Here is a 24900-nt window from a genome sequence, read left to right as displayed (position 1 = left end):
ATGAGTATACTAACACGTTATTTCTCAAAATCTGACTTAGATGAGATCAAATCTGCAGTTGGTGAAGCAGAATCAAAAACTTCGGCAGAAATTGTTCCTTATTTTGCAGAATCGTCTCACCATTATAAAGAATGGGCATGGCTTGGTGCCTTTCTTATGGGAGGAGTTACAGGCGTTACATTTTATACTGCACAAAAATTCTACAGCCTTGTATGGAGCGGTGAATCTTTTTTTGCCGTTTTATCTGTTTGGATTGGCGCCCTTCTCGGATTATCCATCACAATACTCTTTCCTAAACTCAGAATCAATTTAGTTTCAAAGACCGCCAAACAATACTTTGTTGATCTCAGAGCAAAAGAAGCCTTTTTGGATGAAGAAGTGTTTCTTACAAAAAACAGAACGGGTATTTTAATCTATATTTCTTTGTTTGAACATATTGTAAGAATTTTACCCGACAAAGAAATCGCAAGGATTGTGCCTAAGTCAGAATGGAACGAAGCAGTAAGACTTATCATTGAAGGAATGAAATCAAACAAAAAAAAAGAAGGTATCGTTTCAAGTATTCTATTCTGCGGACAACTTCTCAAAAAATACAATATTCAAATCGAAAAAGATGATAAAAACGAAATCTCTAACGAAATCCGTGATGGTGGGAAATTGATGTAATGAAATTCAACTTAATATTCATAAATTCAAAAATTATACCTAGGTTAGGACGAAAAAACATTGGTTGTTTTCTTTCTATTTTAATCGTTACATTCACAGAAATTTTTTCTTATCCAGTTCCAAAATTAGAAAGAAGAGTGATGGACCACGCTGGAATTTTATCCGAAGCAACCGTTAATCAAATTGAAACAAATCTGAAACAATTCGAAGTCGAAACTTCTAACCAAATTGCTGTATACACTACCGCGAGCTTACAAGATGAACCCATTGATGATGTAGCTATTCAAATTTTTGATGAATGGAAGTTGGGACAAAAATCCAAAAAAAATGGAGTTTTGCTAATTGTAGCACCTAACGAAAGAAAGATGAAAATATTAGTGGGTCGTGGACTTGAAGGTTCGCTTACTGACATTCAAGCTAAACATATCATTCGTGATGAACTTAAACCACGTTTTATTGACAAAGATATGGATGGTGGTGTCACTGCAGGCGTGAATGCGATTATGGCTGCAATTCGAGGGGAATATTCCCCTTCAGAAGATGATGTGGCTACAACCGGCAACAGTTCCGACGAGGAAGTGTTTTCTTCTGGCCTTGTGGGAGGGATCTTTACTTTGATTTCCTTAATTGTTCCTTCGATTGGAGGGATAATGTTTACTGTCATAGGCCTTTTAGTTTTATTTCCCTTTTTAACCTTTCTATTTGGAAGTACCTTTGGCTTAATCGTTGCCGTACTTTTATTTATACTAGTTATGTTTTTAAAACGTAAATTAGGAATCGGTAATGGTGGTGGTTCTGATGGAGGATATTTTGGCGGTGGAGGTTGGTCAAGTGGAGGGGATTCCTGGTCGTCAGGCGGATCCGACAGTTGGTCTGGAGGTGGCGGGGATTCTGCTGGTGGTGGAGCTTCTGGAGATTGGTAGTTTATAAAATCTAAATATAAATACGAATCAATTTCTAATTGTTCCTAAAAGTCACCTAACATTGAAACAAATTTAGGTGACTTCGATAAAGATGAGAGTGGAATCATCTTTCCATTGAGATTTTTCCATTCTTTGGAATAACATGTTTTGAATCGATGGAAGAACTTCTGAAAATGGCAAGGACACCGTTTTTTGGATGATCTCTAACAAATCTCCCCAAGCCTGTGTGCCATCAGATTCGTTTAACTCCTCAAACAATCCATCTGTAAATAAAAAGATACGATCACATGATTCAACCTTCGATTCAGTAATTCCGTACCTGTAGTGTTCCAATATTCCAATGATTGGCCCCGTATTTTCCAACATTGCCGTAACACCATTTTTTTTCATATGGATTTGGTTTTGGACTCCGCCTCCCGCATAACGCAGGATCTTCTGGTGAAAATCAAAATCCATCACAATCGCAGGGAAATAAATTTGAAGGTCAGCATTTTTATCATAAAAATGTTGGTTCATATAAAACAACAAATCGTTTGGCCGCATAGCAACCGCAGACACACGTTCAAATTCAGATTGGATCATCATTGAATAAAGAGCCGCTTGTAAACCATGACCTGTCGCATCACCTAAAAAGAAACGGTAATAAAAATCCTGAATGCGTTTTACAAAATATATATCTCCACCCACTTCAGCAATCGGTTTGTATAATATATCTACTTTGATATATGGGTCTAAATCGGGAAGTTTAGTAACACTCTGAATGATTGACTTTGCCAGTCTCATATCTTTCCCAATTTGATCTAATTTCCCTTGGAGTTCTTCGGTTTTGTCTTTGACTCGAGTTTCTAATCTTTCGTTTAACTCTGTTAGTTGATTTTGAACACTTTGTAATGTATGATTTTTTTCTGAAAGTTCACCTGCCAAGTTTTCTGCGTCCACAAAACCTTTTGAAAAATTTCTCGCGATATATACAGACTGCACAAAGAACATAGTAAAGATTCCAAAATGGATCAAAAGTGGTCCATGAAAGATAAGGTTATTTACCAAAATATCATTTGTAAAACTTGAAATAAAAACGACAAAGCTAATCAAAAAGATAAACGAACCTGGAGAAGAATCACGAATGGCTCTGATAATTACAAAAAATGTATAAAAAGCACCTAACAAGGTAAATACCTGAAAAGGAACCATCAGATACGTATAAAAGGAAGATCTCGTCAAGAGGACAATAAAACAAAATGCAAAACCTGAATATTTAAGTAATTCATAAACGCTGCGCGAAAAATAGGGTTTAAAGAGTAAATAAACATAACGGGCAAAAATAGGTGTAATCAAAAAGAAACTCAAGTAACTTAATTTCAAATGGATTTCCCAAGAAATGTTTGGATACAGATGAACAACATATTTGTTCCCAGTAATGAACACACGTAAGGCGACAAGAATACAAGTAAGAGCAAACCAATACGTGAAAGGATCTTTTTTTCTGTTCCAAAACAAAAACAAATGATAAATTCCCATAAACAAAATGCTACCCACAAGTAACATATCGCGTAGAATTTCAAACTCGAATTGATAGTGTATATCAGATGTCCTTCCCAAAACCAATATTTGCGCAGGCCCGCCCTTTCTGTGATGGTAATTGGAAATTTGTAATAAAATAGAAGTTTGATTCTCTTTGGGGAAAAAATCGACAATGAGTGGTCGGTATTCCGGTTTCCCAGTTTGGTAAGAAGTAGTAACAACTCCATTGGATGATAATTTCACACCATCAACAAACAGATTATAGGCGGTCTCCATCTCAGGCACTTTTAAGGATAAGGGAACTCCTTTTAGTCCATGTTGGACTTTCATGCTGAATGTTGCATATCCATCTCCAGCCAGAAATCCCCTTTTCCAAAAAGAGTCGGACCAAACTCCAGGAACCTCAAAAAAATGGGGTTCCCTATTTGTTTTTAAAATCTCTAACTCTAAAGGAGAAATAAGAAGACCTGGATAATATTCCCACTCACCCTTAAGTTCAACGGTTTTTGCCGGAGAACTTAGATAAGATTCAGCGGAAAGAACCCCCTTCTCCACTTTGGGTGGTGCCTCTTTCGGAATACACGAAACAAACACCAAACACCAAAAAAGTCCGAACCACCGGAAATTCATCAGATTTGGCAGTTTAAAAAACCTAAAGGCGGTTCTGAACAGGGATATACTTTCTTTGGTTTTCACCCACATATATCTGTTTTGGACGAACTTTTGAGAAGTCTCCCTTCATCCTTTGTTCTCTCCAATGCGCAAGCCAACCTGGAAGTCTACCGATAACCTGCATCACAGAGAACATATTCTTTGGGATTCCCAATGTGTGAAATACGAGTCCAGAGTAGTATTCTAAATTAGGATACAAAAGATTCTCCATAAAGTAGGAATCGTTCCAAACCACTTCGTCTATTTGAAGAGCCACATCTTCCACAGCTGACAACTTTCTACCTTTGTAGAATTCACGGATGATTTCACGGGCAACCATCGCACGAGGACTCACTACATCATAAGCCTTTTGACCAAAACCATTGGTTTGAATATTCAAACCACCTCGTTTGAATCTTTCAAAATAATCCTTCACAGGAGTTTTTGTTTTGATGATGTCTTCGATAAGTCCAATGGCTGCGGTAGGTCGTCCCCCTTCGCGTGCTCCCCATTGTGCCATGATTCCTGCAGAAATTGAGGCAAATAAATTGGCTTGTGTGGAACCTACCACTTGAACGGCGGTGTTGGATACATTCTGTTCGTGGTCTGCATGTAAAATCCACATTTGATTTAAAATGCGGTCAAACTCTTCTGGTACGGTATAATTGTCCGCAGGCATTTTATGCATCATATAAAGAAAGTTTGTGCAGTATGGATTTTTATCCAAAGGGTATACGAAAGGATGGCCGACAGCATGTTTATAAGTGAAAGCTGCAATGGTACGAATTTTTGCAAGTAACCTTGCGATCAAATCCACACCCATATCTAACTTTTCTTCATATTCTTCTAAATAATAACTAGAAAGTGAAGTGACCATTACAGATAAAACTGCTAATGGATTGGCAACACCAGGAAATCCGTCAAAAAGATTTAACATATCTTCGTGGATCATAGAGTGTTTAGAAAGACGACCCGAAAAGTCATTTAACTCTTGTTTAGTGGGAAGGTTACCATAAATTAATAAAAACGAAGTTTCCACAAATGTGGATTGGTATGCGAGTTCTTTTAGGTCATAACCGCGATAGGTTAGTTCCCCTTTTTCGGGATCACGTCTTGATACTTTAGACAATCCAAGAGCTGTATTAAACAAACCAGGATCAACAGTAACCAGGCCCGTTTTTCTATAAAAATCGGTTAGGTCGATTCCCTCTTTTCCATCGGTACCAACAATGACCGGTAATTTATATGTTTTGCCCTTGACGTGGATTTCCACTTCACTCATGAAAAGACCTCTCTCCCTCCTATCTTACGGAAGGGAAGTTTGGAATCTAGAATAATTTAGACTTGGGTGAGTGCAGAATTTAGAGAATCGTGAATGAGGACAAAATCAGTCAGACCAACAATATCCATCACTTTTCTAAAGTGTGTGTTGAGTCCTGCAAATTCAATTTTTCCTTGGTTCTCAGATGATTTTGTGATCAGACTGATGAGAGTGGCAATTCCTGCAGAGTTGATATAAGATGTTTCCGAAAAGTTCAAAATGACCCGATTTCGTTTATCCGCGGGGATGGATTCGTAAGATTCCACAATCTCTTCTTCGGCTTCGGATGTGATTTCGCCAGATATATGAATTACAGGTAAATTTCCCCCGTTTTCAAATCCTAACCGAATCTTAAACTCTTCCATCATTAGCTTCCAGGGAAATCCACCGAGAACGCGGGTCAACAAAAATTAGGATTTCGATTTTCTTTCTTCTTTCGTCATACGTCCGAAGGGTTGTTTGCACTTTCGACAAACAAAGTATATATCGGTTGGTGTAGCTGATATCCCGACAAGACCCATTGCTATCATTCCCCATTTGGAATACTTTACAACTTTACGTGCATTTTCATCGTCACGAGTGGTTCCACAATCACAGGTGGGTCGATCGGCTTTTTTAATGATTTGGTTCATAAAGACAAGTGTTCGGCTCCGACCCGTAGGCGGAACCGAAAAAGACAAAGATTAATTTTTAGAAAGGTGTTCTACGTATTTTGCAAGGATGCGAATATTATCATCACCCAAATGTCCGTAAGCAACCATTGGAGATCCTTTGATTCCTTCTTTCAAAGTTTTAGTCACAGCAGCAGCAGTGTTTCCATTTTTCCATTCAGAAGCTGGGGATTTGTAGTTTCTTGGTTTTGGATTGAGGGCAGCAGCAGCAGCTCCGTCACCAGCACCTTTTTCACCGTGGCAAGAAGAGCAGTTTTGAAGGTAAAGTTCTTCCCCTTTAGCAAGATCAGGATCTGCACTGGCGCTAGATTCAACAGCAGCAGGTGTTTCTTCTTTTGGTTTGGAATCGCCACAAGCTACCATCACGAATGCGAAGGAGAGTGCGAAGAGAGAGACTAAGACTTTTTTTGAGTTCATTTCTTACTCCAAGATAAGGTTGGCTCCAGTCTCTCACCCTTCTTATCTTTTGAAAAGAAGAAATCACTGTTTTTCTAAAAGATTTGAGAGTGCCTTTTCTAAATTTTGAAACTGAAACTCATAACCGGCCGTAAGCAAACGTTCGGGAAGCACATATTGTCCCTTAGTCACCACAACAGCTCCTTCTCCATAGAGCGCCTGTATGGCGAAGGAAGGAACTTTGAATAAATTGGGTCGGTGCAAGGTTTTTGCAAGAGCTCTAGAAAACTCATAGTTACTAACAGGCTGAGGAGATACTAAATTATAAGCACCGGAAGCCGAGTCTAACTGCATTAAGTGTAACATAGCGGAAATAAAGTCTGTTATATGTATCCAACTCATTCCCTGTTTTCCCGAAGCAATCGAACCACCAACCCCTAACAAAAAAGGAGGAATCATTTTTTCTAAGGCTCCACCTTCAGGAGTTAAAACAATTCCAGTTCTCAAAACCAAAGATCGAATGCCAGCTGCTTGTAATGGAAGGGTTTGGTTTTCCCAGTCCACACAAATTTTGGCTAGGAAGTCGTCCCCCGGAGCGGTGTTCTCGGAATAAGGAAGATGGTGGTCTTCTGACATTCCATAATAACCAACAGCACTTGAGTTCACAAAAACTTTTGGTCGGGATTTTAAATCCAAAACACGAGCCACAAGCCCCCGTGTAAAATCTATACGGGAAGTCTGTATGAGTCGTTTGCGTTCATCTGTCCACCTAACACCCGCAATTGGCTCCCCAACTAAATTCACAATGGCATCCAAACCTTCTAAGTCTGCTGTCTGCGGAAGGATACAAGATACAAATTCTAATTCAGGAAAAGAAGTTAGTTCTTTCGGTAACGAAGTTTGCCTCGAAAATACGCGAAACCTATGTCCATTAAGAACGGCTGTTTTTATCAATGCCTTCCCGATAAGGCCAGTGCCACCTAAAATTCCTATTTTCATCTGATCTCCTTTAGGATCGATTCACAAAAAAAGAAGTAGCCCTTTTTCTTAGGCAGTAGAAATTTTTCTTTCATATGAAATTTGTCATTCTCCTTCCTATCTTCTTTGCCATAGCTTTTGTTCTCTTAGGAAATTATTATCTATTTACTGGAACAAAAAAAAGTATCAACCAATATAAAGAAAATCCACCATTCCGCATAGAAGATGCTACTGGTTCTGGCGGTATTCATCTTTTGTTAGACAAAGATAAAAATACTGTTTGGAGAAAGAAACAAGACGGAAAAGAGGATTTTGATTTTTTCTTAGAAATGAAATTGTCACATTATTGGAATGGAACAGAGTTTTCACCCAGAGAATTTCGCTCTTTAAATGTATATGCCTGTCCTGGCGAAAACCTACCTACATTCCAACTGCGATTTTTATTACGAGAAAGTATTAATGTAGATAAAGAACTTAGAATGCCGAAAGACCAACTTGCTTTTGTTTACCTATTTCAGGAAAAAAACAAATCTAAAGTTTCGATTCCTTTATCAAAACTTCCCAAGTTTCAAAAAGAAAACAATTACCCAAAAAACATTAACATTCTAACGCCCGAATTCAAAGAAGTTTCGATGGATGGATGTTTTGCAGAAGTAGAACTTGAAGAAATAAAGTAATTTATATTTTGAATTGATTGTTTGCTTTCAATGAGTTTGCCATTTAAAACAAAACACCTAAGAGATAGTTTGAAAATTGTTTTATAGGTAGAGAGGGAATTATTTTTGGGTCAAATGCCTTTTGTTTGTTTCTCTATTTCAGCCTTTAGTTCGATGATGCTCATATATAGGTTTGCAAATGTAGTGAGTTGGTTCATCGCATCTTGTAATCCTGCTTTAAACAAAAGTCCGTTGTCCATATGTTCCCGAAAGATGGTGAGCGGATTTTCCGCCTCCATACTTTCTACGGTTTTTTGGTAAGATTCCATAAGTTCCCTTTTATCATCTAGAGATTCTGGAATCTTCCAACCATTGGACAACCGACTCATAAAAAACTATCTACCTTCGACTTCGAGAAGTTTGGTGGTCTTTACAATCAGACGTGTGACAACATAAAAAATAAGTCCGAATCCAAAAAACCATGTATGGAATGGTTTCCAAATTCCAGTGATGTCTACCGCACGAAGTGCCGGTTCTTGGAAATAAACTTGGATCAAATCAAATACAGTAAATACAACTATGATTCCAAATAAACTTGGGTATTCACGTTTCCAAATATTGCGGAATGAAAAATCTAAATTTGGTTTTTTATAACCAGATAAACGCGGAATGAAGGCAGGTGTTTTGTCCGCCCATTCCAAATATCCTTTTGCAAATTTACCACGAAGGAAATATTCTTCTGCAAAAATAATACGTTCGTAATACAGATAAAAAAACATAATGTATACGAGAGCAAAAGCAAAATCCCTAAGGATAAAAACCGGACCAAGATACATAAGAAAATTCCCTACATATAACGGGTGTCTAACTAATGAATAAATCCCTGATTGGTTTACAACATCAGCCACTTGTTGTTTTGTATTTCTTCCAGAAGTATTTTTAGGAGTGTATCCAATCGTAAAACATCTAACGAAAAGTCCCGCAAAACTGACTAAAAATGCACCAGATAACCAATACAAATTGGATTCGTAGTTCCCTTGAAAATAAGGGACATACGGTAGATACAGTAAGGAAAGAAACAAAATGACTCCTGGAATGTAGGAGCGCCATCGGAAGAGAAAATTGCCTTGTTGGTTGAGTTCTTCTATAAGTGCCATGTGAATTCGTACTTGCTTCCTTTGATTAAGCTGTCAGCATTCGTCCTATGTCAATCAAATCCTTCATTCCCGCAAAGTTCAATCTTCCTGCTCTATGGTTTACGGATCTGACTCTTCCCGTTCTTAACAAAATGCTCCACAATCTTGATTCTATTGAGATATCCGAAACAGACCAAAAGACATTAAAGACCTTCCAAAAAGAACGAATCCTTTATATTTCCAACCATCCCACAGCCAAAGAACCTGGAATTGCATATCATGCAGCAAACATTATGGGTTCTCGGTTTCACTATATGGCGGCAAGGGAGGTGTTTGAGTGGGCTTATGGATTTGTAGGTGACTTTATCCAATCAATAGGAGCCTATTCCGTGTTAGCTGGTGCACCAGATCGCGAATCTCTCAAAGCCTCCAGAGAAATTCTTGCAGCTCCCGGCGGAAAACTTGCTTTATTCCCAGAAGGAGAACCCACGAGCGGCATGAACGATACCTTACTTCCCTTCCAACCAGGTGTGGCCCAACTTGGATTTTGGGGACTGGAGGATGCACTTAAAAAAGATCCGAATGCAAAAATTTGGATTTTGCCCACTTTTGTTAAGTACAGAATGACCGGTTCCATAAACACCATGCAAAAGGATATTGACTTAACCATTGCTAGAATGGAACAGAAGTTAGGGATTGAAAAAACTGGCAAAGACATAGTCCATCGTTTTTTATCCGTGGGAAAACGAATGATTGAAAGGGAAGAAAAAGAATATGGAGTCCCTGTCGAAGAAAATAGAGCCGATGATTTTGACTACCGATTGGGACGAATGCGTCATGCTATGCTCGACAATATTGCAAGAAAAGCAAATATCCCCAAATGGGAAAATGATGCCAATGCCATCGAAAAACTAAGAAGGATCCTAAGTGTATTGGAAATGGTGTCTGTGGGAATGCCTGATCCAAAAGGAGAACTTCCTAGTTTAGAAATGGCAACCTGGGCTAGAAAGGCCGCGACCAAAGCTTATGACTTTATCACTATCCAAACCGCCTACATCAAAGAGTTACCTAGTGCCGAACGGCTCTACGAATTTTTATACCGCTACGAAAACGAACTTTTTGGAGAGTTTAAACCTCGTCCTCACAAAGCAGTCGTTAGATTTGGCACACCATTTACGATCAATGAGTATTTAAGTTCCTATAAAGAAGATAAAAAGAAAACGATAGATTCCATTACGGAACGTCTAAGAAAAGAGTTACAGACGATGCTTGTGGAAGAAAAATCCAAATCTAATCCCCTATTCCCGAGCCAATATATTTTTTGATGGAATCATTTAGTCCAGAACAGGTGAAACAACTCATCACAAGCGGAGAACCCATTGAGATGAATGCTTATGGTGCCTCCAAGGTCTTGGATGAAAACTTGGTCAAAATTTTGGATGCACTAACCGAAAAATACGGAATCCCTGATTTATCTGCCATTCTGTTCACAATTGTGAAAGACCTAATCCTAAATGGATTTAAAGCGAACTTTAAAAGAATCTTTTTTCAAGAAAACCAACTAGATATCCATTCTCCCGCCGACTATGAGTTAGGTGTTAGGATGTACAAAAGCCTCATCCTTTCAGGGAGAGGAAATACATTTGAACCGCTGGCCCGAGAAAGAAATTTATATGTTCATCTGAAAATTGAACATAATGAAAACCAAATCAAGTTTGATGTAAGAAACAATAACACACTCGTGCGTGGGGAGATGCAAAAAATCCGAAATTCGCTTTTACATGCGCAAAACTATAACGATATTATGGAGTATTATATTGAGAGGGGAGATAACTCGGAAGGGGAAGGAATTGGGATTGCTCTTTGTGTCATCCTTTTAAAAGGAGAAGGACTTCCTACTGACCAATTTCGGATTTACCATGAGGACGGAGAAACCATCGCCCAACTGAACATTCCCCTAAAGAAAGGCTAGCCCTAAGAAACAGATCTCACAGTTTGGATTTATGGGTTCTGTTACTGTCCTTTCAAATGATTTCATTCCTAAAGTTCTTTCTGACATCGTTTCTAATGAAACTAACCATGCACTTTGGCTAAACACTCTTTCTCTCTTAGAACATCTTGGTTCAAGAAAAATCCTCCTTACACAATCGAGCGAAGAAACTTCTGAGATGATTTTAAAACATGCCACCGAAGAAGCAAGACATGCCCTATTTTTTAAAAAAGCTGCCCGCACCATAAGACCCAGTTTCCAACTGGGATACCAAAACTCCGCCCTGGTTCGCGGGACTGCGGCAAGAATTTATTTCGCAAAATTAGATACTCTGGTCCGGCGAAGCCTACGAAAGGTTTTCCCAGACCCAAAAGAATTCACTTACCTTGCTTATCTTTATACCACAACGGTCATTGAGAAAAGAGCGATGGTCGTCTATGCAGCGTACGACGAGATTTTGGACAAAACCGGTTCTCCCATCCGCCTAACCAACCTAATTTTGGAAGAAGAAGGCCACCTTTCAGAAATGAGTTCCGAAATGTTCCGACTTGATCCGGGAGCCGAGGAAAGGTTGGCGCATTTAGAGGCAGAAGAATCGAAAATTTTTGCCCGATTTTGGCTCCAAATCCGTGAATTCGCCCTGAATTAAAAAAGGCTTGCGGAAAAAATCTCTGCCTGGTTTTCTTCAACCATCTTCATGCGACATAATACTATTATTGGATCTTTGAGAAAATGGGATTAGAAGTCTTTTTATTGCCTTTTTTAGCCAGTGTTGCGGTGACCATTGGGCTACGTCGTTTGGACAAATCCAACACCAAACTCTCCCAACTCAAACGTTACGCATCCAAATTGACCGATGAAATTGATGGTGTCGCCCTTCAAAAAATCCAATTGGTAAAAGATGCGGGCATTGACCTAGACATCCTTGTCAAACAGTCCCGAAAAGTGGCCGATGACATCCAAATTTTAAGTTCCGAATCCCGTGACCTATTTGAAAAAATCCGGGCAAGTAAAGATTATCTTTCTTCTTTATCAGGTGAGATGGAACAAATCCAAGACTTGAGTTCCCAAGTTCGCCGAGAAAAACAATACATGGAAGAAGGTCTCTCTCAGATCAATACCCACAAACGAGAGTTACGTGAAGTTTCCGAAGATATGGAAGCCCTTCATAATGAATCTATTTCTATGTTGGATACTTTCCAAAATAAACTCAATTTCCGTAGTGATGAAATTTTACAATCTGTTGCACAGAAGATGGTGGAGTTAGAAAGCCTGCTCGAAACCAAATCCGATTTTTTAGACAACTCACTTTCCAAAATTGCAGAGACTGCTCGTGAAAAACTTTTATCCCATGCCGATGTGATGGTAGGAGAAACTGCAGGACGACTTGACCATGCTCGTAAAGAAATGGATTTACTACTCGAATCCATGAAATATGCGCAAGGGGATTTGGATGTTCGCCTAACCAAATTCGAAGATACTTCTTCCCTACTTTCTGACAAAGTTGATAAGTTTGATGAAAGGTTAGAAGAAAAATACCAAAGAGCATCAGGTAAGTTAGATGAAAAAGTAAACTTACTCGAGAAAAAAATCCAAGAGCGTTTTGATTCTATTTTTGACCAAGTTACTCATACAAAAGATTCTTTTATGAAAGGTCTCTCGCAAGAGACAGATGCCATCAAACGTGAAATCGAAGACTTGTCTCTCGAAACACTTTCCAAACGTGATGACATCATTAACGAAACAAGAAGACAAGCTGACGGGATCAACCAAACCATCATCCAATTCCAAGAAAAGTATTTGGAAGCTGAAAACAAACTCCTTCGCCAAGCAGACATTCGCAAACAAGAACTCATTCGTGAAATCGAAGCCTTCTCTGAAGAATTCCACCGTATCTCTGAAGAATTAAAAGAAGAAGCAAGTTCTCTCAAAAAAAGTGCCCTCCAAGAACTCAAAGATTTTGATCGTGAGTTGGATTCTGTTCGCACCAACCAAGAAACAGTCATTAAAACCTCTCTTTTTGAATTAAGAAAAGAACTAGAAGAAAGAATGAATTCTGATTTCAAACTCCATAAGAGTGAAATGGAATCGGATTTAGAAACGGTTCAATTACAAGTTAAAGATTTAAGTGAATCCATTACGGCACAAACCAAAGATGTGGATGAATATGTGGAAGAGTTAAAATCGGCTCTTCGTGAATCGGCTCATGAAATTTTAGAAACAGCAGAAGAAAAAGCCAAAGAATCCGAAGAAATAGTCACAGAAAAGATTCGTATCGCCAATGCCAACTTAGAACAATTTGTCAGCAAATGGGAAGACGAACTAGGTAAAATTCGCGAAGACCAAAGTTATAGTATTGAAAGACTCCAAGACCGTTTAAAAGAAATTCATATTGAAGGTGCTGACCTACTTGGAGAATTCCAAAACCAATTCCAAAAAGCAAAAGCTAATTTAGATTTGGTGGCAGAATCCAAAACCAAAGAAAGTATCTCTCGTTTGGAAGAAGAAGCGAAACTGGCTCGTAGCGAAGTGGAACGAATCCTCAAACATTTAGAAGAGTCGGGTGAATCATTTTTCAATTTACAAGAAGAGAAAATGGACAGACTCAATGAAACCATTGATTCTAAAATCTCTCACCAATTGACAAAACTCCTGGATAAAGGAAATGTCCAACTCGGACAACTCGAAGAAAAAATTTCAAACCACCTAAACACCGTCAAACGCAATTTAGACGAAAGTATCAAACGTTCCAAAGACGAATCTAAAAAACAAATTGAAACTTACCAAAGAGATTACGAAAAATCTTTCAAAGAGATTGCAAAAGAAAGCCAAGACTTCTTAAAAGATAGTTTAGACCGCTTCCAAGATTTAAAACACGAAATCAAAAATGGTTTGGATGACCTAAACGATACAAAAGAAGAAACTCTTTCCAGCTTTCAATCCGAAATGGAAACTCTTAAAGAAGACATCTTAACTCTTTCTAGTGAACTAGAAACGGTAAAAGAACATTCTGATTTATTTGCTTCCGCCAAACAGATTGCTGATGAATCCAATCGTGCTGTCGATGAAATTTCTGAAGCCCTCCGATCGCTTGAAAAAAACCGACCAGACATTGACTTATACCAATCTGCCATTTCTGAGTTCTCAGAACTTCGGAAAGAAATTGCAAATGAATTAGAAACCTTAAAAGAAGCGCAGTTCCAAACCGAAGACATCGACAAACAAATACAAATCCTTGCATCCAATTTGGTTCATGTTTCGGAAACTATGGAAGGTTTTGAACAAAGTTTAAGCGAAGTTAGTTCCATTGAAACTCGGGTGACTAAACTCACGGCAGAACAATCTAAAATTGAATCTTTCCTTTCTTCTTTACAAGAATCACAAGATTCCGTTTTCCACTTGGTTGAAAATTTAGAAGGTCAAAAACACAATGCACGGGAACTCCAAGCTCGCCTCGACATCCTCGACCGTGAAATCGAAGTAGTCGAAGCTCGGGAAAAGGAACTGACAGAAACCATTCGTTTGGCCGAAAACCGCACGGCTTTCCTTGTGGAACGAGAAGCACAAATTGATTCGGTCGAACGTAAATTTGACAAAATCGAAGAGCTGCTAGGTGATCTTTCCGACCGCCACCGCCAAATCCTTACCCTCCAAAAAAGATTGGAAGACCTAAAAGAATCGTCACGCGAAACCAAGGATGATTTGGAATCTCTCCTCGGCGAGGCAGACGAAACCTTCGAAAAACTCTCCGAATTCCTGGACATTGTCCAAGGGGCCATGCAAAATCCGGTCCCAACGGGGAAATCAGACCGAAAAGTTTCGGGAAATCCCCTTGTTGAGAGGAAAAGAGCCACCATCCAGAGCCTCCACGACAATTACCAATGGTCTTCTGAGGCAATTAGCGAAAAATTAAATATTGAAAAATCCCTCGTAGATAGCATCCTCGGAGTTAGAAAGAAATAACCGAGGTATCCATGTCCGAAGAACAAACAGAATCAACGTCGAAAGAATCCCTAATTGTCACTTCTAAAGTGAAAGCATACATCAAAAGTAAGGGATTTATGACTTCTGGCGATGCGATTGAAGGAATCAATGAAGAAATCTACCGATTGATCGACAAAGCTTTGGAAAGAACCTCTGCCAACAAAAGAACAACGGTTCGGTCCACAGATTTCTAATCCGTGATTTACATTAAAAACAAATCAGAAATTGAAAAGATGAGGAAGGCGGGAAAATTTGCCGCCGAACTCCTCGTGTATCTAGAACCTTTCGTAAAATCGGGGGTCACAACCCTGGAACTGAACGATCTGGCGGAGACCTATACCAAAAAAAATGGCCACAGGTCTGCTCCCCTTGGATACAAAGGTTTTCCGAAATCCATCTGTTCCTCCATCAATCACGTGGTTTGCCACGGAATTCCGAAAAAAGAGGATGTTCTCGCCGATGGGGACATCGTCAATCTAGACGTATCACCGATTGTCGACGGATACATTGGAGATACTTCCAAAACTTTTATCGTGGGTGGAAAATCCACTCCTGAGGCAGAAAAACTCGTGGCCGATACGGAAAAAGCCATGTGGATCGGAATCGAACAAGTGAAACCAGGAAACCGAATTGATGATATTGGAAATGCCATCGATGATTTTCTTACCCCACTCGGGTATGGAATTGTTAGGGATCTAATGGGTCATGGTGTGGGAAGGAATTTCCACGAAGAACCACAAGTTCCCCATTTCCGGTCTCCCCGAAAACTAGCAAAAATTGAAGCAGGGATGATCTTTACGGTCGAACCAATGGTCAATTTAGGAACTTGGGAAGTAAATTTCGATAAGTCTGACAAATGGACCGTGCGTACAAGAGATGGAAAACTCTCCGCCCAATTTGAGCATACCGTTCTTGTCACAGACAAAGGGTACGAAATTCTAACAAAAGTTTGAAGAAATCGTTCTTGCTTTCACGTCCCATTTATCGTCTAATTTCAAAAGAGGGTCATTATGAAAACTACCATCACTTTATTTAGTCTTTTTGTCATCACTTCCGCATCCTTTGCCATTTGCCCAGGAAAAGAAAAACGTTCCTGCCCTGGTCACGACAAACTGATTGAGTGTCCTAACGACGGAAAATAATTCTCCATGAACAAAGCCATTCTCTTCGTTGATGACGAACAAATCATTCTGATGAGCCTGAAGTCTCAGCTCAAAAAACATTTTGGGAACGAGTATCGTTATGAAACCGCCCAAAATACAGAAGAGGCGTGGTCGATCATCGAAGAATTGGCAGAAGAAGGAATCGATATCCTCATCATCATTTCGGATTGGCTTATGCCCAACCAAAGAGGTGATGAGTTTCTCAGGGATGTCCACAAAACTTATCCAGGAATTAAGAAAATAATTATTTCAGGTCATATCGATGAACTCTCACTCAACCAATTGAGAGGAGAAGTAGACTTACATAGTTTTTTAAACAAACCTTGGTCTGAATCGGATTTAATCAAAAAAGTGGAAGACGCCATTACGAAGATTGCCTAGTTTTTCCTAGGATACCTTCGCATGTCTCAATCAATCATACAAAACACAATCGAAGACTTGGAAAGTTTACGTTCTAAGTCCCCACTCGTTCATAATATCACAAACTATGTAGTCATGAATAACACAGCTAACGCACTTCTTGCCATTGGTGCTTCTCCCATTATGGCCCATGCCATTGAAGAAGTGGAAGAAATGGTTACCATCTGTTCGGCAACGGTTATCAACATAGGAACACTTTCTGAACCTTGGATTCAAAGTATGGAAAAGGCTGCGGCAAAAGCGGTATCACTTGGCAAACCATTAATCCTTGATCCAGTAGGAGCTGGTGCGAGTAACTTGCGTAATATGGCAATTCGTCGTATCCTAGGTGCAGGAAGCCCTAGTATTGTCCGAGGCAATGCTTCTGAAATTTTATCAACCCTCAATTCCTCTGGAAAAACAAAAGGGGTAGATTCCACAGATTCTTCCGAATCAGCAGTGGATTCAGGAAAGTCTCTCTCAAAAGTGACTGGTGGAGTTGTGGTGATCTCAGGAGCTACTGATTATATTCTAAGTGGAACGGAAAAAGCCCAAGTTCGTAACGGAGATGTTTTGATGACAAAGGTCACAGGGCTTGGATGCACTGCATCAGCCATTTGTGGTGCTTTTTCCGCCATCCAACCGAACCAATTTAGAGCGGCAACTTCTGCAATGGCAGTGATGGGAATTGCTGGGGAAATGGCAAAATCCAAAACAAGTTCACCTGGTAGTTTCCAAGTTGCATTTTTAGATGCACTCTATGAAATCGGAGCCGATATCATTAAACAAAAGTTAAACGGTGAATAGAAAACAAATTCGTGGGGTTTATCTTGTCACCGATAGACCCTTATGCATCCACCACAGTTTAGAAGAAGTCGTGAGACTTGCGGCCCTTGGTGGTGTATCTTTTGTCCAACTTAGGGAAAAAGAAACAGATAGCCGAACTTTTTTAGAACTCGCCAAACATTTAAAAAAAATCCTAAAACCATTTTCCATTCCCCTTCTCATTAATGATCGATTGGATATCTGTTTAGCTGCCGAAGCCGAAGGAGTTCATCTAGGACAAACCGATTTACCTTGGTGGGAAGCTCGTAAACTTTTGGGAGAAAAAGCGATCATTGGACTTTCCTTAGAAACAAAAGAAGACTATTTTTCTCTTATACAAACGCACCCAAAACCAGAGTTGGATTATTTGGCAGTTTCTCCCGTATTTGATACAGATACGAAAACAAATACGAAAGAAGCATGGGGACTTACAGGCGTTACCTGGTTAAAAAAACAAACCAACCTACCGATTGTTGCCATTGGGGGAATCAAAGAATCGAATGCGGCAGATGTGATCCAAGCAGGTGCCAATTCCCTTGCTGTTGTGAGTGCGATTTGTTCGGCAAAAGATCCGAAACTGGCAACAGAGAATTTATCGAAAAAAATCCATTCAGTTGTTTAAAAATTGATCAGTATCAGTTTAATTCTTTTTTCTCTTTATGTTTTAGATTCCGGTTCCAAATTTCGAAACCAATCCTTTCAATGGGGGAATCTCTAAAATATTCATCAAATTCCTGTTTGGTGAGCTCTTTTTTTTCTATAAACTGGGGATCGGTCCAAAAGGATCTGGGTAAAAATCCAGGTTCTGTGGTTTCCACATCATTTCGTTTGGCGACATTGGCATTCCAAGGACAAACTTCTTGGCAAAGATCACATCCATACACCCAACCCTTTCTGTCCCATTTTAAAAAAGATTCAGTCGCTTCGATTTCTTTCCTATCTTCTATGGTTAAGTAAGAAATACATTTTTTAGCGTCAATTTTATATTCATCCAAGGCTCTTGTAGGACAAATATCGATACACTTGCGACAACTCCCGCAGTGATCTGTGACCATTTCTTCTGGATCTGGGCCGCCTAATTCCAAATCAGTGAGAATGGTAGAGAGAAAAAAATAAGATCCCAGTTTGGGATGGATGAGATTGGTATTTTTCCCCTGCCAAGCAATCCCAGATTCTCTCGTAAGAATTTTTTCTGCCACAGGCAAACTATCCACAGATTGCCGAAATTTAAAATTTGGGAACTCTGTCCTTAAAGTTTTTAATATACGATTTCCTTTTTCTTTGAGAAGAATATGGTAATCAGAACCTAACGCATAACGGGAAACTTTAGATCCCATTTGAGAAAGAATTTTTTCACCGGAATTGGAACGGTAAACAAATCCCAGACAAATCGCTGAACGAGGCGTAAGGCCCAAATTCTCAAAACGATTCCGAATTCCTAAAGCATGGTCTTTGGCAAACCAATCCATAGTTCCAAATCGTCCTTCTTCAATCCACTTCTCCAAATTTGCCAAATCGGATTCAGGAATTTTGGCCTCGGCAAACCCTACCAAAGAAAATCCTTCGGCTTCACAAATGGTTTTAATTTGGGAACGGATCTGGTAAACTGGATTTGTCATGAGTGATATAGAGAATGAAGTTTATCTTATGGAAATGCAAGGCAGGTTGCCAAGCCATTTGTATGTCCATGTTCCAAAACTAGTATCGCTGTTACCACAAATAGAAGCACTCGTGGCAGTTCCTAAGGGACTTCCTGAACTTTTGCGAAAGGGAATTTATTTTGCCTTGCTCCAATCTGTGGTGAGACTTCTGGAAAGAAATACAGACCCACTCCTTCCCGAAATCCTTCCTGAGTATGGGGAGCTCATTCGTTCTGTTACTGAAACGTATTCCATTCTGCATCCAGAAACTACATCCAATTGGTTAGATGAATGTATCCAGTTTGGAGATAAATCCGCTTATCATTGGGAATGGAAACATTTTGATTCAAGAGAGTTGTTCTAAATTACAATCGTTCCTTTTCTAAAGATTTTAGAAATTCCAGAGGAATCGGTTTTTTAGTTTGCGCTCTATAATCGAAGTATACCTGAACTGTTTTTGCATTCACATACAGTTTGTTTGTGAGTTTATCTCTTATTTCATAAGAAAATTCCCAAGAGGTAGTGCCAATGCTAGAAACCCAAGTTTCTACAAAAATGGAAGCTCCAGGTAACACCGAGGCTTTTAAATCCATTTCCAAACGTGCCAGAACAAAAGGAATGTCTTCGAGTTCTGAAACCGAAAGATAACGATTACAAAAATCTAATCTTGCTAATTCTAGATAAGTCGAATAACTTGAGTTATTAACTCTTCGCATAGGGTCCATGTCATTAAATCGAATTTGGATATCGGTTTGAATCATTGTTTATAAATCAAATGTATCAATTTGAATTTATATGTCACTTCAATGTTTCTATTTTGTATTGGATGCGGACAGACCGGAGTAACCTTCGCTCTTCAGGACTTCGACCAAAACTGGGCTCTAAAAAAATTTTTCTAATTTTTTCTTTCGGAATTCCTAATAAAAACAAATATCTTTCGACAACGCTGATCCTTTCTTTTACCAAACGTCGGTTGGTAGTTAGATGGCCGCTTGCGTCTGCAGAACCAATTAAAGTAATATATCCTATTTGGGATAAAAGGGAAGGATCCAAATTTTTCCGCAATCGATCCAGTGATTGTTTTTCCAATTCAGAAGTACCTGCCCCAAATAGAATCGCAAATTCTAAACTTGAGGATTCCATAACAGTTGTATTTTTTTCGAGGTCTTGCGTGAAACTTTTTCGTACAAAAGGTACTATGTTGATAGTTTTTGAACTTTTTTTCCAAAACCAAACCAAAAGAAGTCCTATACCAACTAACATTAGGGAAATCCAAAGCATTTTACTTTAGACTCATCTCAGATTTAAAGAAATTTATTCCAAACAGCTAGACAAATTCTAATTTCTTTACTAGAATATCGCATTATGGTCAGTATGCGAAAAATTATTCTCGTCTACTCAATGTTTATGGGTTTGGTGATTGATTGTAAACCACCAAAACTCTCAAACCCATGTGATATAAAATCAAAAGATTATTTATTGGGAACTCTTGTTCGTTTTGTCACAGAAGATCGTTCTCCTTCTTGTTATCCATCCTTCGATTTCCAGGACCTATGGGGAGTCTTTCGTGGGACTTCCGGGTATTCCAGTGTGAACGCAATTGCAAGTTACAATGACCAAATCATCATTGGTGGAAATTTTCAGTTAATGGGACCTTCTACGGGGAATGTCGTTTATTTAGAAACTGCAAATGGGAAAGTTCTATCCAATCGGTATTGTCCTTATCTCAAAATCGAAGGCGCAGCTTACACAGCGATCTCCGATGGAAGAGGTGGGTTTTATATTGGAGGCAGTATTTTTTCAGTCCAAGGAGAAACACGGATGGGCATCACCCATATTTCACCAGGTTGCCAATTGGATCGGAACTTTAACCCTTCTATAGGATATGACAGAGAAATCAGGGCCATACTCATCAAAGGTGAGTCAATCTATGTAGGTGGTTATTTTACCGAGTGGAATGGAAATACCAATTACAAGTATTTGGTCAAACTCAATCGATATACGGGAGCACTCGAACCAGAATTCAATCTTCAAGTGGATGAGGTGGTCTTTGATCTCGAGTCTGACATGGATGCCATGTACCTCTGCGGCACCTTTACTACTGTCGGAGGCCTTCCGCGATTGTCCCTCGCCAAATATTCGTTTGCTTCTGGATCTGTTGTTTCCTCCTTTAACCCAGGTGTAAGTAGTGGAAGTTGCGTTGACCTCCATTACGGAACTGATGCGAATGGCAGTCCTAATCTTTATGCGGTAGGAGATCTATCCATCTCTCCCCGTGTGTATGCCCTTTCTGTTTATCCGGATGGCACTCCCACATCCTGGACCCCCAGTATCAATTTAAATGTGAACTCAGTCCAACAATATGGAAATACCATTTATTTAGGAGGGCAGTTTTCCACAGTCAATGGGTCTGCCGTATCTAATTTTGTTTCCGTCAATAATGGCACGGGAACAACAATTAACTCTAATTATGCGGTCAACAACCTAGTGGCTTCCGTTCAAGTCGTGGAAAATACGTTGTACTTAAGTGGAAGTTTTACTTCGGTGAAATCGGTTTCTAGAAATTATGTGGCAGCCTTGGATCTCCCCAGTGAGACAGTAAGTACGTTTGATCCGAATTTTGATTACGAGATCAGTAACCCTGGTGCAAGGTTTGTCTCTGCAGGGAATGGAGTGGTTCTAGTCGCATCCTTTCGTTCTACTGTGAACGTGGTCCCGCGCAGTAATTTTGCAGTAATCGATGAATTTACTGGCAAACCTATTGAAGGAACACCTTATTTTGATTTGCCGATAAAAGCTCTCCACCGCATCGACAATCGATTGTTTGTGGGAGGTGAATTTAACTATGTGCAAGGACAAACCAAAAACGGATTGGTGGTTTTAGATTTACCCAATTATACAATCAACTCAAGTAGCCCAACCATAGCAGGTACCACCTATGATGTACGGTCCATTACCAGTGATGAATCTCAAATTTATGCAGTCGGGAATGGCATAACCACTGTCAATGGACTACCTAGGTTGAATGCATTCGCTTTAAATCTAAATGATCTTTCTGTCACAAATTGGAACCCCGATTTATATGGTGATGGCAATACAGTCCTCTCCGTCAGAGATCTTATTTTTATAGGCGGTGGGTTTTTAGGGATAAATGGTGATGGAACTACCTACCGGTATCAGGCTGTGGATAAGGTTAATGGAAACAAAAGACTTCTTCCTTCCTCTTCCATTTTTCCAAATGCCACAGTCAACGCACAGACATTAGTTGGTGATCGAATCTTGTTAGGAGGTGAATTTACTTCCATTGGCACAGGTTTTAGTTATTTGGCAATCTACAACCTAACAACACAATCTTACGAATCCCCTTCCCAAATTTATGTTAATAATTTTGTCAAATTTCTCTCTTCCTATCCAGATGGGAATGTACTTATTGGTGGTAGTTTTAACAGTTTGAACGGAATTAGCGAAAGATATTCCGCTGGAATCTACAATGCCAATTCCAACCAACTTTCCCCTTGGAATCCAGGTATGAATGACGCCCTTTTATCCTCTCATTTTAAAAATGGAAAGTACTATTTGGGAGGTTTGTTTCAAGGTTCCTTCAAACGCAGTTTTGGCGGGCTTTTGCGCTCCAGTTTGAATGAACAATAACAAACACTAGACATATGATTTAGATTCTAAGAATGGCCTTATGGGCCGATTCTTTTTTCTATTCATTAGCATTCTCACTTTTATCAATTTATTTCAATGCAAACCAGCAGACCTAGATAATGCCTGTGATGTGAAGTCCAAAGCCTTTCTTTTAGGAACCATCATTCGATATGTCACAGGTGACCATTCCCCTTCTTGTCTCCCTTCTTTTGCATTCTCCGAAGAATGGGGAGTCTACGGCACATCCGCAAAGGTCAATGCCATCACAAGCTTTCAAGGACAAACCATTGTAGGTGGAAATTTTACAATGGTAGGTCGTGCCACTGGTAGTGCTGCAATAGTCAGCGCTGATACAGGTGCTAACATTCCTCATCGATCTTGTCCTTATCTAAAAGTAAATGGTGCCAGTTATGCGGTTATTTCGGATGGTTCTGGTGGTTTTTATATAGGAGGTTCGTTTACACATGTTCAAGGACTTCCAAGAAACCAAGTTGCGCATATTTTGTCTGGCTGCCAATTGGACGAAAACTTTATACCGGATTCCGGATCAGCAAGAGTAGTCACAACTCTTGCCCTTCTCGGTAACAATTTATATGTTGGAGGGCAATTTACAGGTTGGGGTTCAAACAATCAGGTCAACATTGTTTCTCTCAGACGAGATACAGGCCAACTCAATTCAGATTTTAATGCCGGAACTTTTGACGCTGATGTTTTAGCTATAGTCACAGACGGTTCTTCCTTATTCATAGGCGGAAATTTCCAAATCATTGCAGGGAGCACTCGAAATGGAGTGGCTAAATTATCGCCAAACACTGGTGCTGTGGACACTGGATTTATAGGACAAGTTCAGGCAGGTGGTAATGTCAACGATCTTCATTTGGGAACTGACGCATCGGGAAATCCAGTATTGTATGCAGTAGGCTTTTTTTCTGGCGTCAAACCCAATGCTAAATCCTTTTACTTAAATGGAGTTGAAACTTCTTGGGCACCGAGTCCTAACTCGACAGTAACTTCTGTTTACCAATACGAAAATATAGTCTACTTAGGAGGTGAATTTACTACTGTCAAATCCATTACACCTGCTAATTATTTAGTAGGCGTTGACAATAACACTGGTAATGTTATTCAAAATTCTTTTGAAATTAATAGCAATGTCTCTTCACTAACAGTCATTAAAAATAAATTATACGTCCTTGGGCAATTTACAGGAGCCAAAGGTCAAACAAGAAATTATGCTGCCGGTTATGACTTACCTGACCAAAATTTAAATGAATGGAATCCCAGTTTTGATAATCCCATTTCCTACCCAATTGGGGAAATTGCCTCTGATAATACAAACCTACTAGTTGTCAGCGAGAGACCCACAATCAATACAAAACTACGTAACAATTTCGCAGCTTTTGATGAAGCCACAGGATACCCAGCAGAAAACACACCATACTTTGATTATTCGATCAAAGCTTTCCATATAAAAGATAACCATCTTTTTGTTGGTGGTTCTTTTGAGAAAATTAACGGAATCTCAAGAATTGCATTTGCCATTTTAGATTTGCCTTCTTACCAACTAAATTCAACCAACATTGGTGTTTCTCCAGCAGGGACCGATATCAGAACGATTACAAGTAACGAAAACCAAATTTTCTTTAGTGGCTATGGTATGACAACTGTAGGAGGCCAAACTCGCAATGCACTTGCCGCCATTGATTCAAATTCCTTTGGCCTCACTTCATGGAATCCAAATTTAGGTATAGGCGGAAGTGCTAGCACATTACTTGTATTAAAGGATCTTGTTTTTGTTGGAGGGATTTTTAGTAGTCTTAATGGCGACAACACAGTTGCCAATTACCGTGCCGTAGACGCAAATACAGGCGTTATGCGTTCCATTCCATCTAGTGCAAATTATCCAAGTAACGGAGTCAATGGACAGACCTATTTCGATAGCAAAATTTATTTAGGAGGAATTTTTACTTCGATTGGAAGTTTCGGAACCTTTGATCACATTGCTGTCTATGACACTCAAACACAAAGCTACATTACACCAAATAATATTTATGCGGATGCAATGGTTTCTTCTTTAACAGCATCAGAAGAAGGAAAGATAGTCGTTACTGGCTCCTTTAATGGAATCAATGGTAAGACAACAAGTAAATATATAGGGGCTTTTGATGCAAAAACCAATACGGTTCTCGACTGGAATCCGAACCCTAGTGATGTAGGGAATGTGAGTTATTATAAAAATGGAAAATGGTTTATTGGCGGTGATTTTATCAATGCATTCAATAAACCATACGGAGCATTTTTCATAAGCGATTTGAACGAAAAAAAATAG

At 39.4% G+C, this 24900-nt stretch carries 27 protein-coding genes; 16 read left to right on the top strand and 11 right to left on the bottom strand.

Features of this window, described 5'->3' with window-relative positions; all coding sequences use genetic code 11:
* A complete protein-coding gene (locus EHQ31_RS07110; RefSeq protein ID WP_208652741.1) occupies window positions 1-666 on the top strand; it encodes a TPM domain-containing protein in 666 nt (221 codons plus the stop codon).
* Window positions 666-1589, top strand: a complete 924-nt coding sequence (locus EHQ31_RS07105) for a TPM domain-containing protein (protein WP_135574861.1) — start codon at window positions 666-668, stop codon at window positions 1587-1589. The genes EHQ31_RS07110 and EHQ31_RS07105 overlap by 1 nt, the downstream gene beginning before the upstream one ends.
* Window positions 1590-1661: 72 nt before the next feature.
* Here the strand turns inward: EHQ31_RS07105 and EHQ31_RS07100 are convergent, their stop codons facing one another.
* From EHQ31_RS07100 to EHQ31_RS07075, 6 genes are all read right to left on the bottom strand, one after another.
* Complete coding sequence (locus EHQ31_RS07100) at window positions 1662-3740, bottom strand: SpoIIE family protein phosphatase (protein ID WP_135574863.1); 2079 nt, start codon at window positions 3738-3740, stop codon at window positions 1662-1664.
* A 22-nt stretch (window positions 3741-3762) separates the two neighbouring features.
* Window positions 3763-5043, bottom strand: coding sequence for a citrate/2-methylcitrate synthase (locus EHQ31_RS07095; protein ID WP_135574865.1), 1281 nt, complete (start codon window positions 5041-5043; stop codon window positions 3763-3765).
* Between the two features lie 56 nt (window positions 5044-5099).
* Complete coding sequence (locus EHQ31_RS07090; RefSeq protein ID WP_135575065.1) at window positions 5100-5450, bottom strand: STAS domain-containing protein; 351 nt, start codon at window positions 5448-5450, stop codon at window positions 5100-5102.
* 42 nt (window positions 5451-5492) lie between these two features.
* Complete coding sequence (locus tag EHQ31_RS07085) at window positions 5493-5714, bottom strand: hypothetical protein (protein ID WP_135574867.1); 222 nt, start codon at window positions 5712-5714, stop codon at window positions 5493-5495.
* Window positions 5715-5765: 51 nt separating this feature from the next.
* Complete coding sequence (locus EHQ31_RS07080; RefSeq protein WP_002978325.1) at window positions 5766-6170, bottom strand: c-type cytochrome; 405 nt, start codon at window positions 6168-6170, stop codon at window positions 5766-5768.
* Between the two features lie 63 nt (window positions 6171-6233).
* Window positions 6234-7148 (bottom strand): TIGR01777 family oxidoreductase, encoded by a 915-nt coding sequence (locus EHQ31_RS07075; protein ID WP_135574869.1) that lies wholly within the window; start codon window positions 7146-7148, stop codon window positions 6234-6236.
* A gap of 74 nt (window positions 7149-7222) precedes the next feature.
* Between EHQ31_RS07075 and EHQ31_RS07070 the strand changes: the two genes are divergently transcribed.
* Window positions 7223-7804: a hypothetical protein gene (locus tag EHQ31_RS07070; RefSeq protein WP_135574871.1), complete on the top strand. Its 582-nt coding sequence runs from the start codon at window positions 7223-7225 to the stop codon at window positions 7802-7804.
* 110 nt (window positions 7805-7914) lie between these two features.
* Here the strand turns inward: EHQ31_RS07070 and EHQ31_RS07065 are convergent, their stop codons facing one another.
* Together EHQ31_RS07065 and lmtA are read right to left on the bottom strand one after the other, a co-directional pair.
* On the bottom strand, window positions 7915-8172 hold the full coding sequence (locus EHQ31_RS07065; protein ID WP_135574873.1) for a hypothetical protein: 258 nt from the start codon (window positions 8170-8172) through the stop codon (window positions 7915-7917).
* A gap of 6 nt (window positions 8173-8178) precedes the next feature.
* Window positions 8179-8940 (bottom strand): lipid A Kdo2 1-phosphate O-methyltransferase, encoded by a 762-nt coding sequence (gene lmtA, locus EHQ31_RS07060; RefSeq protein WP_135574875.1) that lies wholly within the window; start codon window positions 8938-8940, stop codon window positions 8179-8181.
* A 47-nt stretch (window positions 8941-8987) separates the two neighbouring features.
* On the opposite strand from lmtA, the gene EHQ31_RS07055 reads away from it, so the two are divergent.
* The 10 genes from EHQ31_RS07055 (at window position 8988) to thiE (ending at window position 17902) form a co-directional block, all read left to right on the top strand.
* Entirely contained in the window at window positions 8988-10244 is a 1257-nt protein-coding gene (locus EHQ31_RS07055) for a lysophospholipid acyltransferase family protein (protein ID WP_135574877.1), read from the top strand.
* A complete protein-coding gene (locus tag EHQ31_RS07050; protein ID WP_135574879.1) occupies window positions 10244-10891 on the top strand; it encodes a hypothetical protein in 648 nt (215 codons plus the stop codon). The genes EHQ31_RS07055 and EHQ31_RS07050 overlap by 1 nt, the downstream gene beginning before the upstream one ends.
* A 31-nt stretch (window positions 10892-10922) precedes the next feature.
* On the top strand, window positions 10923-11558 hold the full coding sequence (locus EHQ31_RS07045; protein ID WP_135574881.1) for a rubrerythrin: 636 nt from the start codon (window positions 10923-10925) through the stop codon (window positions 11556-11558).
* An 83-nt stretch (window positions 11559-11641) separates the two neighbouring features.
* Window positions 11642-14872 (top strand): SpiroCoCo family coiled-coil protein, encoded by a 3231-nt coding sequence (locus EHQ31_RS07040; protein ID WP_135574883.1) that lies wholly within the window; start codon window positions 11642-11644, stop codon window positions 14870-14872.
* Window positions 14873-14883: 11 nt separating this feature from the next.
* Entirely contained in the window at window positions 14884-15087 is a 204-nt protein-coding gene (locus tag EHQ31_RS07035) for a hypothetical protein (RefSeq protein ID WP_100744290.1), read from the top strand.
* A gap of 3 nt (window positions 15088-15090) precedes the next feature.
* Window positions 15091-15846 carry a type I methionyl aminopeptidase gene (gene map, locus EHQ31_RS07030; protein ID WP_135574885.1) on the top strand — a complete coding sequence of 252 codons (756 nt, stop codon included), beginning with the start codon at window positions 15091-15093 and terminating at the stop codon, window positions 15844-15846.
* 57 nt (window positions 15847-15903) lie between these two features.
* Complete coding sequence (locus EHQ31_RS19015; protein ID WP_261637597.1) at window positions 15904-16035, top strand: hypothetical protein; 132 nt, start codon at window positions 15904-15906, stop codon at window positions 16033-16035.
* A gap of 6 nt (window positions 16036-16041) precedes the next feature.
* Window positions 16042-16437, top strand: coding sequence for a response regulator (locus tag EHQ31_RS07025; RefSeq protein ID WP_135574887.1), 396 nt, complete (start codon window positions 16042-16044; stop codon window positions 16435-16437).
* Window positions 16438-16458: 21 nt separating this feature from the next.
* Window positions 16459-17262, top strand: coding sequence for a hydroxyethylthiazole kinase (thiM, locus tag EHQ31_RS07020; protein ID WP_135574889.1), 804 nt, complete (start codon window positions 16459-16461; stop codon window positions 17260-17262).
* A complete protein-coding gene (gene thiE, locus EHQ31_RS07015) occupies window positions 17255-17902 on the top strand; it encodes a thiamine phosphate synthase (protein ID WP_135574891.1) in 648 nt (215 codons plus the stop codon). The genes thiM and thiE overlap by 8 nt, the downstream gene beginning before the upstream one ends.
* A 13-nt stretch (window positions 17903-17915) precedes the next feature.
* Here thiE and queG read toward each other — a convergent pair whose 3' ends face one another.
* On the bottom strand, window positions 17916-18899 hold the full coding sequence (gene queG, locus EHQ31_RS07010) for a tRNA epoxyqueuosine(34) reductase QueG (protein WP_135574893.1): 984 nt from the start codon (window positions 18897-18899) through the stop codon (window positions 17916-17918).
* Between queG and EHQ31_RS07005 the strand changes: the two genes are divergently transcribed.
* Complete coding sequence (locus EHQ31_RS07005; protein WP_135574895.1) at window positions 18898-19284, top strand: LIC_11502 family protein; 387 nt, start codon at window positions 18898-18900, stop codon at window positions 19282-19284. The two genes, queG and EHQ31_RS07005, sit on opposite strands and share 2 nt — an antisense overlap.
* 1 nt (window position 19285) lies before the next feature.
* On the opposite strand, the gene EHQ31_RS07000 is transcribed toward EHQ31_RS07005, so the two are convergent.
* Window positions 19286-19681: an acyl-CoA thioesterase gene (locus tag EHQ31_RS07000; protein ID WP_135574897.1), complete on the bottom strand. Its 396-nt coding sequence runs from the start codon at window positions 19679-19681 to the stop codon at window positions 19286-19288.
* Window positions 19682-19718: 37 nt separating this feature from the next.
* Window positions 19719-20201 carry an OmpA family protein gene (locus EHQ31_RS06995; RefSeq protein WP_135574899.1) on the bottom strand — a complete coding sequence of 161 codons (483 nt, stop codon included), beginning with the start codon at window positions 20199-20201 and terminating at the stop codon, window positions 19719-19721.
* A 93-nt stretch (window positions 20202-20294) separates the two neighbouring features.
* Here EHQ31_RS06995 and EHQ31_RS06990 point away from each other — a divergent pair, with 93 nt between their 5' ends.
* Window positions 20295-22571 carry a P-loop NTPase family protein gene (locus tag EHQ31_RS06990; RefSeq protein WP_338069455.1) on the top strand — a complete coding sequence of 759 codons (2277 nt, stop codon included), beginning with the start codon at window positions 20295-20297 and terminating at the stop codon, window positions 22569-22571.
* 40 nt (window positions 22572-22611) lie between these two features.
* A complete protein-coding gene (locus EHQ31_RS06985) occupies window positions 22612-24900 on the top strand; it encodes a Kelch repeat-containing protein (RefSeq protein WP_135574903.1) in 2289 nt (762 codons plus the stop codon).

Source organism: Leptospira montravelensis (assembly GCF_004770045.1).
Lineage (GTDB): Bacteria > Spirochaetota > Leptospiria > Leptospirales > Leptospiraceae > Leptospira_A > Leptospira_A montravelensis.
This window is presented reverse-complemented; position numbering and strand designations above follow the sequence as displayed.

Excerpts from the sequence above, each read along its gene's own strand:
- EHQ31_RS07040 (WP_135574883.1), top strand. The coding sequence starts at position 11,642 with ATGGGATTAGAAGTCTTTTTATTGCCTTTTTTAGCCAGTGTTGCGGTG.
- EHQ31_RS07100 (WP_135574863.1), bottom strand. The coding sequence starts at position 3,740 with ATGAATTTCCGGTGGTTCGGACTTTTTTGGTGTTTGGTGTTTGTTTCG.
- EHQ31_RS07105 (WP_135574861.1), top strand. The coding sequence starts at position 666 with ATGAAATTCAACTTAATATTCATAAATTCAAAAATTATACCTAGGTTA.
- EHQ31_RS07000 (WP_135574897.1), bottom strand. The coding sequence starts at position 19,681 with ATGATTCAAACCGATATCCAAATTCGATTTAATGACATGGACCCTATG.
- EHQ31_RS07050 (WP_135574879.1), top strand. The coding sequence starts at position 10,244 with ATGGAATCATTTAGTCCAGAACAGGTGAAACAACTCATCACAAGCGGA.
- EHQ31_RS07085 (WP_135574867.1), bottom strand. The coding sequence starts at position 5,714 with ATGAACCAAATCATTAAAAAAGCCGATCGACCCACCTGTGATTGTGGA.
- EHQ31_RS06995 (WP_135574899.1), bottom strand. The coding sequence starts at position 20,201 with ATGCTTTGGATTTCCCTAATGTTAGTTGGTATAGGACTTCTTTTGGTT.
- EHQ31_RS07065 (WP_135574873.1), bottom strand. The coding sequence starts at position 8,172 with ATGAGTCGGTTGTCCAATGGTTGGAAGATTCCAGAATCTCTAGATGAT.
- queG (WP_135574893.1), bottom strand. The coding sequence starts at position 18,899 with ATGACAAATCCAGTTTACCAGATCCGTTCCCAAATTAAAACCATTTGT.
- thiM (WP_135574889.1), top strand. The coding sequence starts at position 16,459 with ATGTCTCAATCAATCATACAAAACACAATCGAAGACTTGGAAAGTTTA.
- lmtA (WP_135574875.1), bottom strand. The coding sequence starts at position 8,940 with ATGGCACTTATAGAAGAACTCAACCAACAAGGCAATTTTCTCTTCCGA.
- EHQ31_RS07005 (WP_135574895.1), top strand. The coding sequence starts at position 18,898 with ATGAGTGATATAGAGAATGAAGTTTATCTTATGGAAATGCAAGGCAGG.
- EHQ31_RS06985 (WP_135574903.1), top strand. The coding sequence starts at position 22,612 with ATGGGCCGATTCTTTTTTCTATTCATTAGCATTCTCACTTTTATCAAT.
- EHQ31_RS07045 (WP_135574881.1), top strand. The coding sequence starts at position 10,923 with ATGGGTTCTGTTACTGTCCTTTCAAATGATTTCATTCCTAAAGTTCTT.
- EHQ31_RS07035 (WP_100744290.1), top strand. The coding sequence starts at position 14,884 with ATGTCCGAAGAACAAACAGAATCAACGTCGAAAGAATCCCTAATTGTC.
- EHQ31_RS07110 (WP_208652741.1), top strand. The coding sequence starts at position 1 with ATGAGTATACTAACACGTTATTTCTCAAAATCTGACTTAGATGAGATC.
- EHQ31_RS19015 (WP_261637597.1), top strand. The coding sequence starts at position 15,904 with ATGAAAACTACCATCACTTTATTTAGTCTTTTTGTCATCACTTCCGCA.
- EHQ31_RS07075 (WP_135574869.1), bottom strand. The coding sequence starts at position 7,148 with ATGAAAATAGGAATTTTAGGTGGCACTGGCCTTATCGGGAAGGCATTG.
- EHQ31_RS06990 (WP_338069455.1), top strand. The coding sequence starts at position 20,295 with ATGCGAAAAATTATTCTCGTCTACTCAATGTTTATGGGTTTGGTGATT.
- EHQ31_RS07095 (WP_135574865.1), bottom strand. The coding sequence starts at position 5,043 with ATGAGTGAAGTGGAAATCCACGTCAAGGGCAAAACATATAAATTACCG.
- EHQ31_RS07025 (WP_135574887.1), top strand. The coding sequence starts at position 16,042 with ATGAACAAAGCCATTCTCTTCGTTGATGACGAACAAATCATTCTGATG.
- EHQ31_RS07055 (WP_135574877.1), top strand. The coding sequence starts at position 8,988 with ATGTCAATCAAATCCTTCATTCCCGCAAAGTTCAATCTTCCTGCTCTA.
- EHQ31_RS07090 (WP_135575065.1), bottom strand. The coding sequence starts at position 5,450 with ATGATGGAAGAGTTTAAGATTCGGTTAGGATTTGAAAACGGGGGAAAT.
- EHQ31_RS07080 (WP_002978325.1), bottom strand. The coding sequence starts at position 6,170 with ATGAACTCAAAAAAAGTCTTAGTCTCTCTCTTCGCACTCTCCTTCGCA.
- EHQ31_RS07070 (WP_135574871.1), top strand. The coding sequence starts at position 7,223 with ATGAAATTTGTCATTCTCCTTCCTATCTTCTTTGCCATAGCTTTTGTT.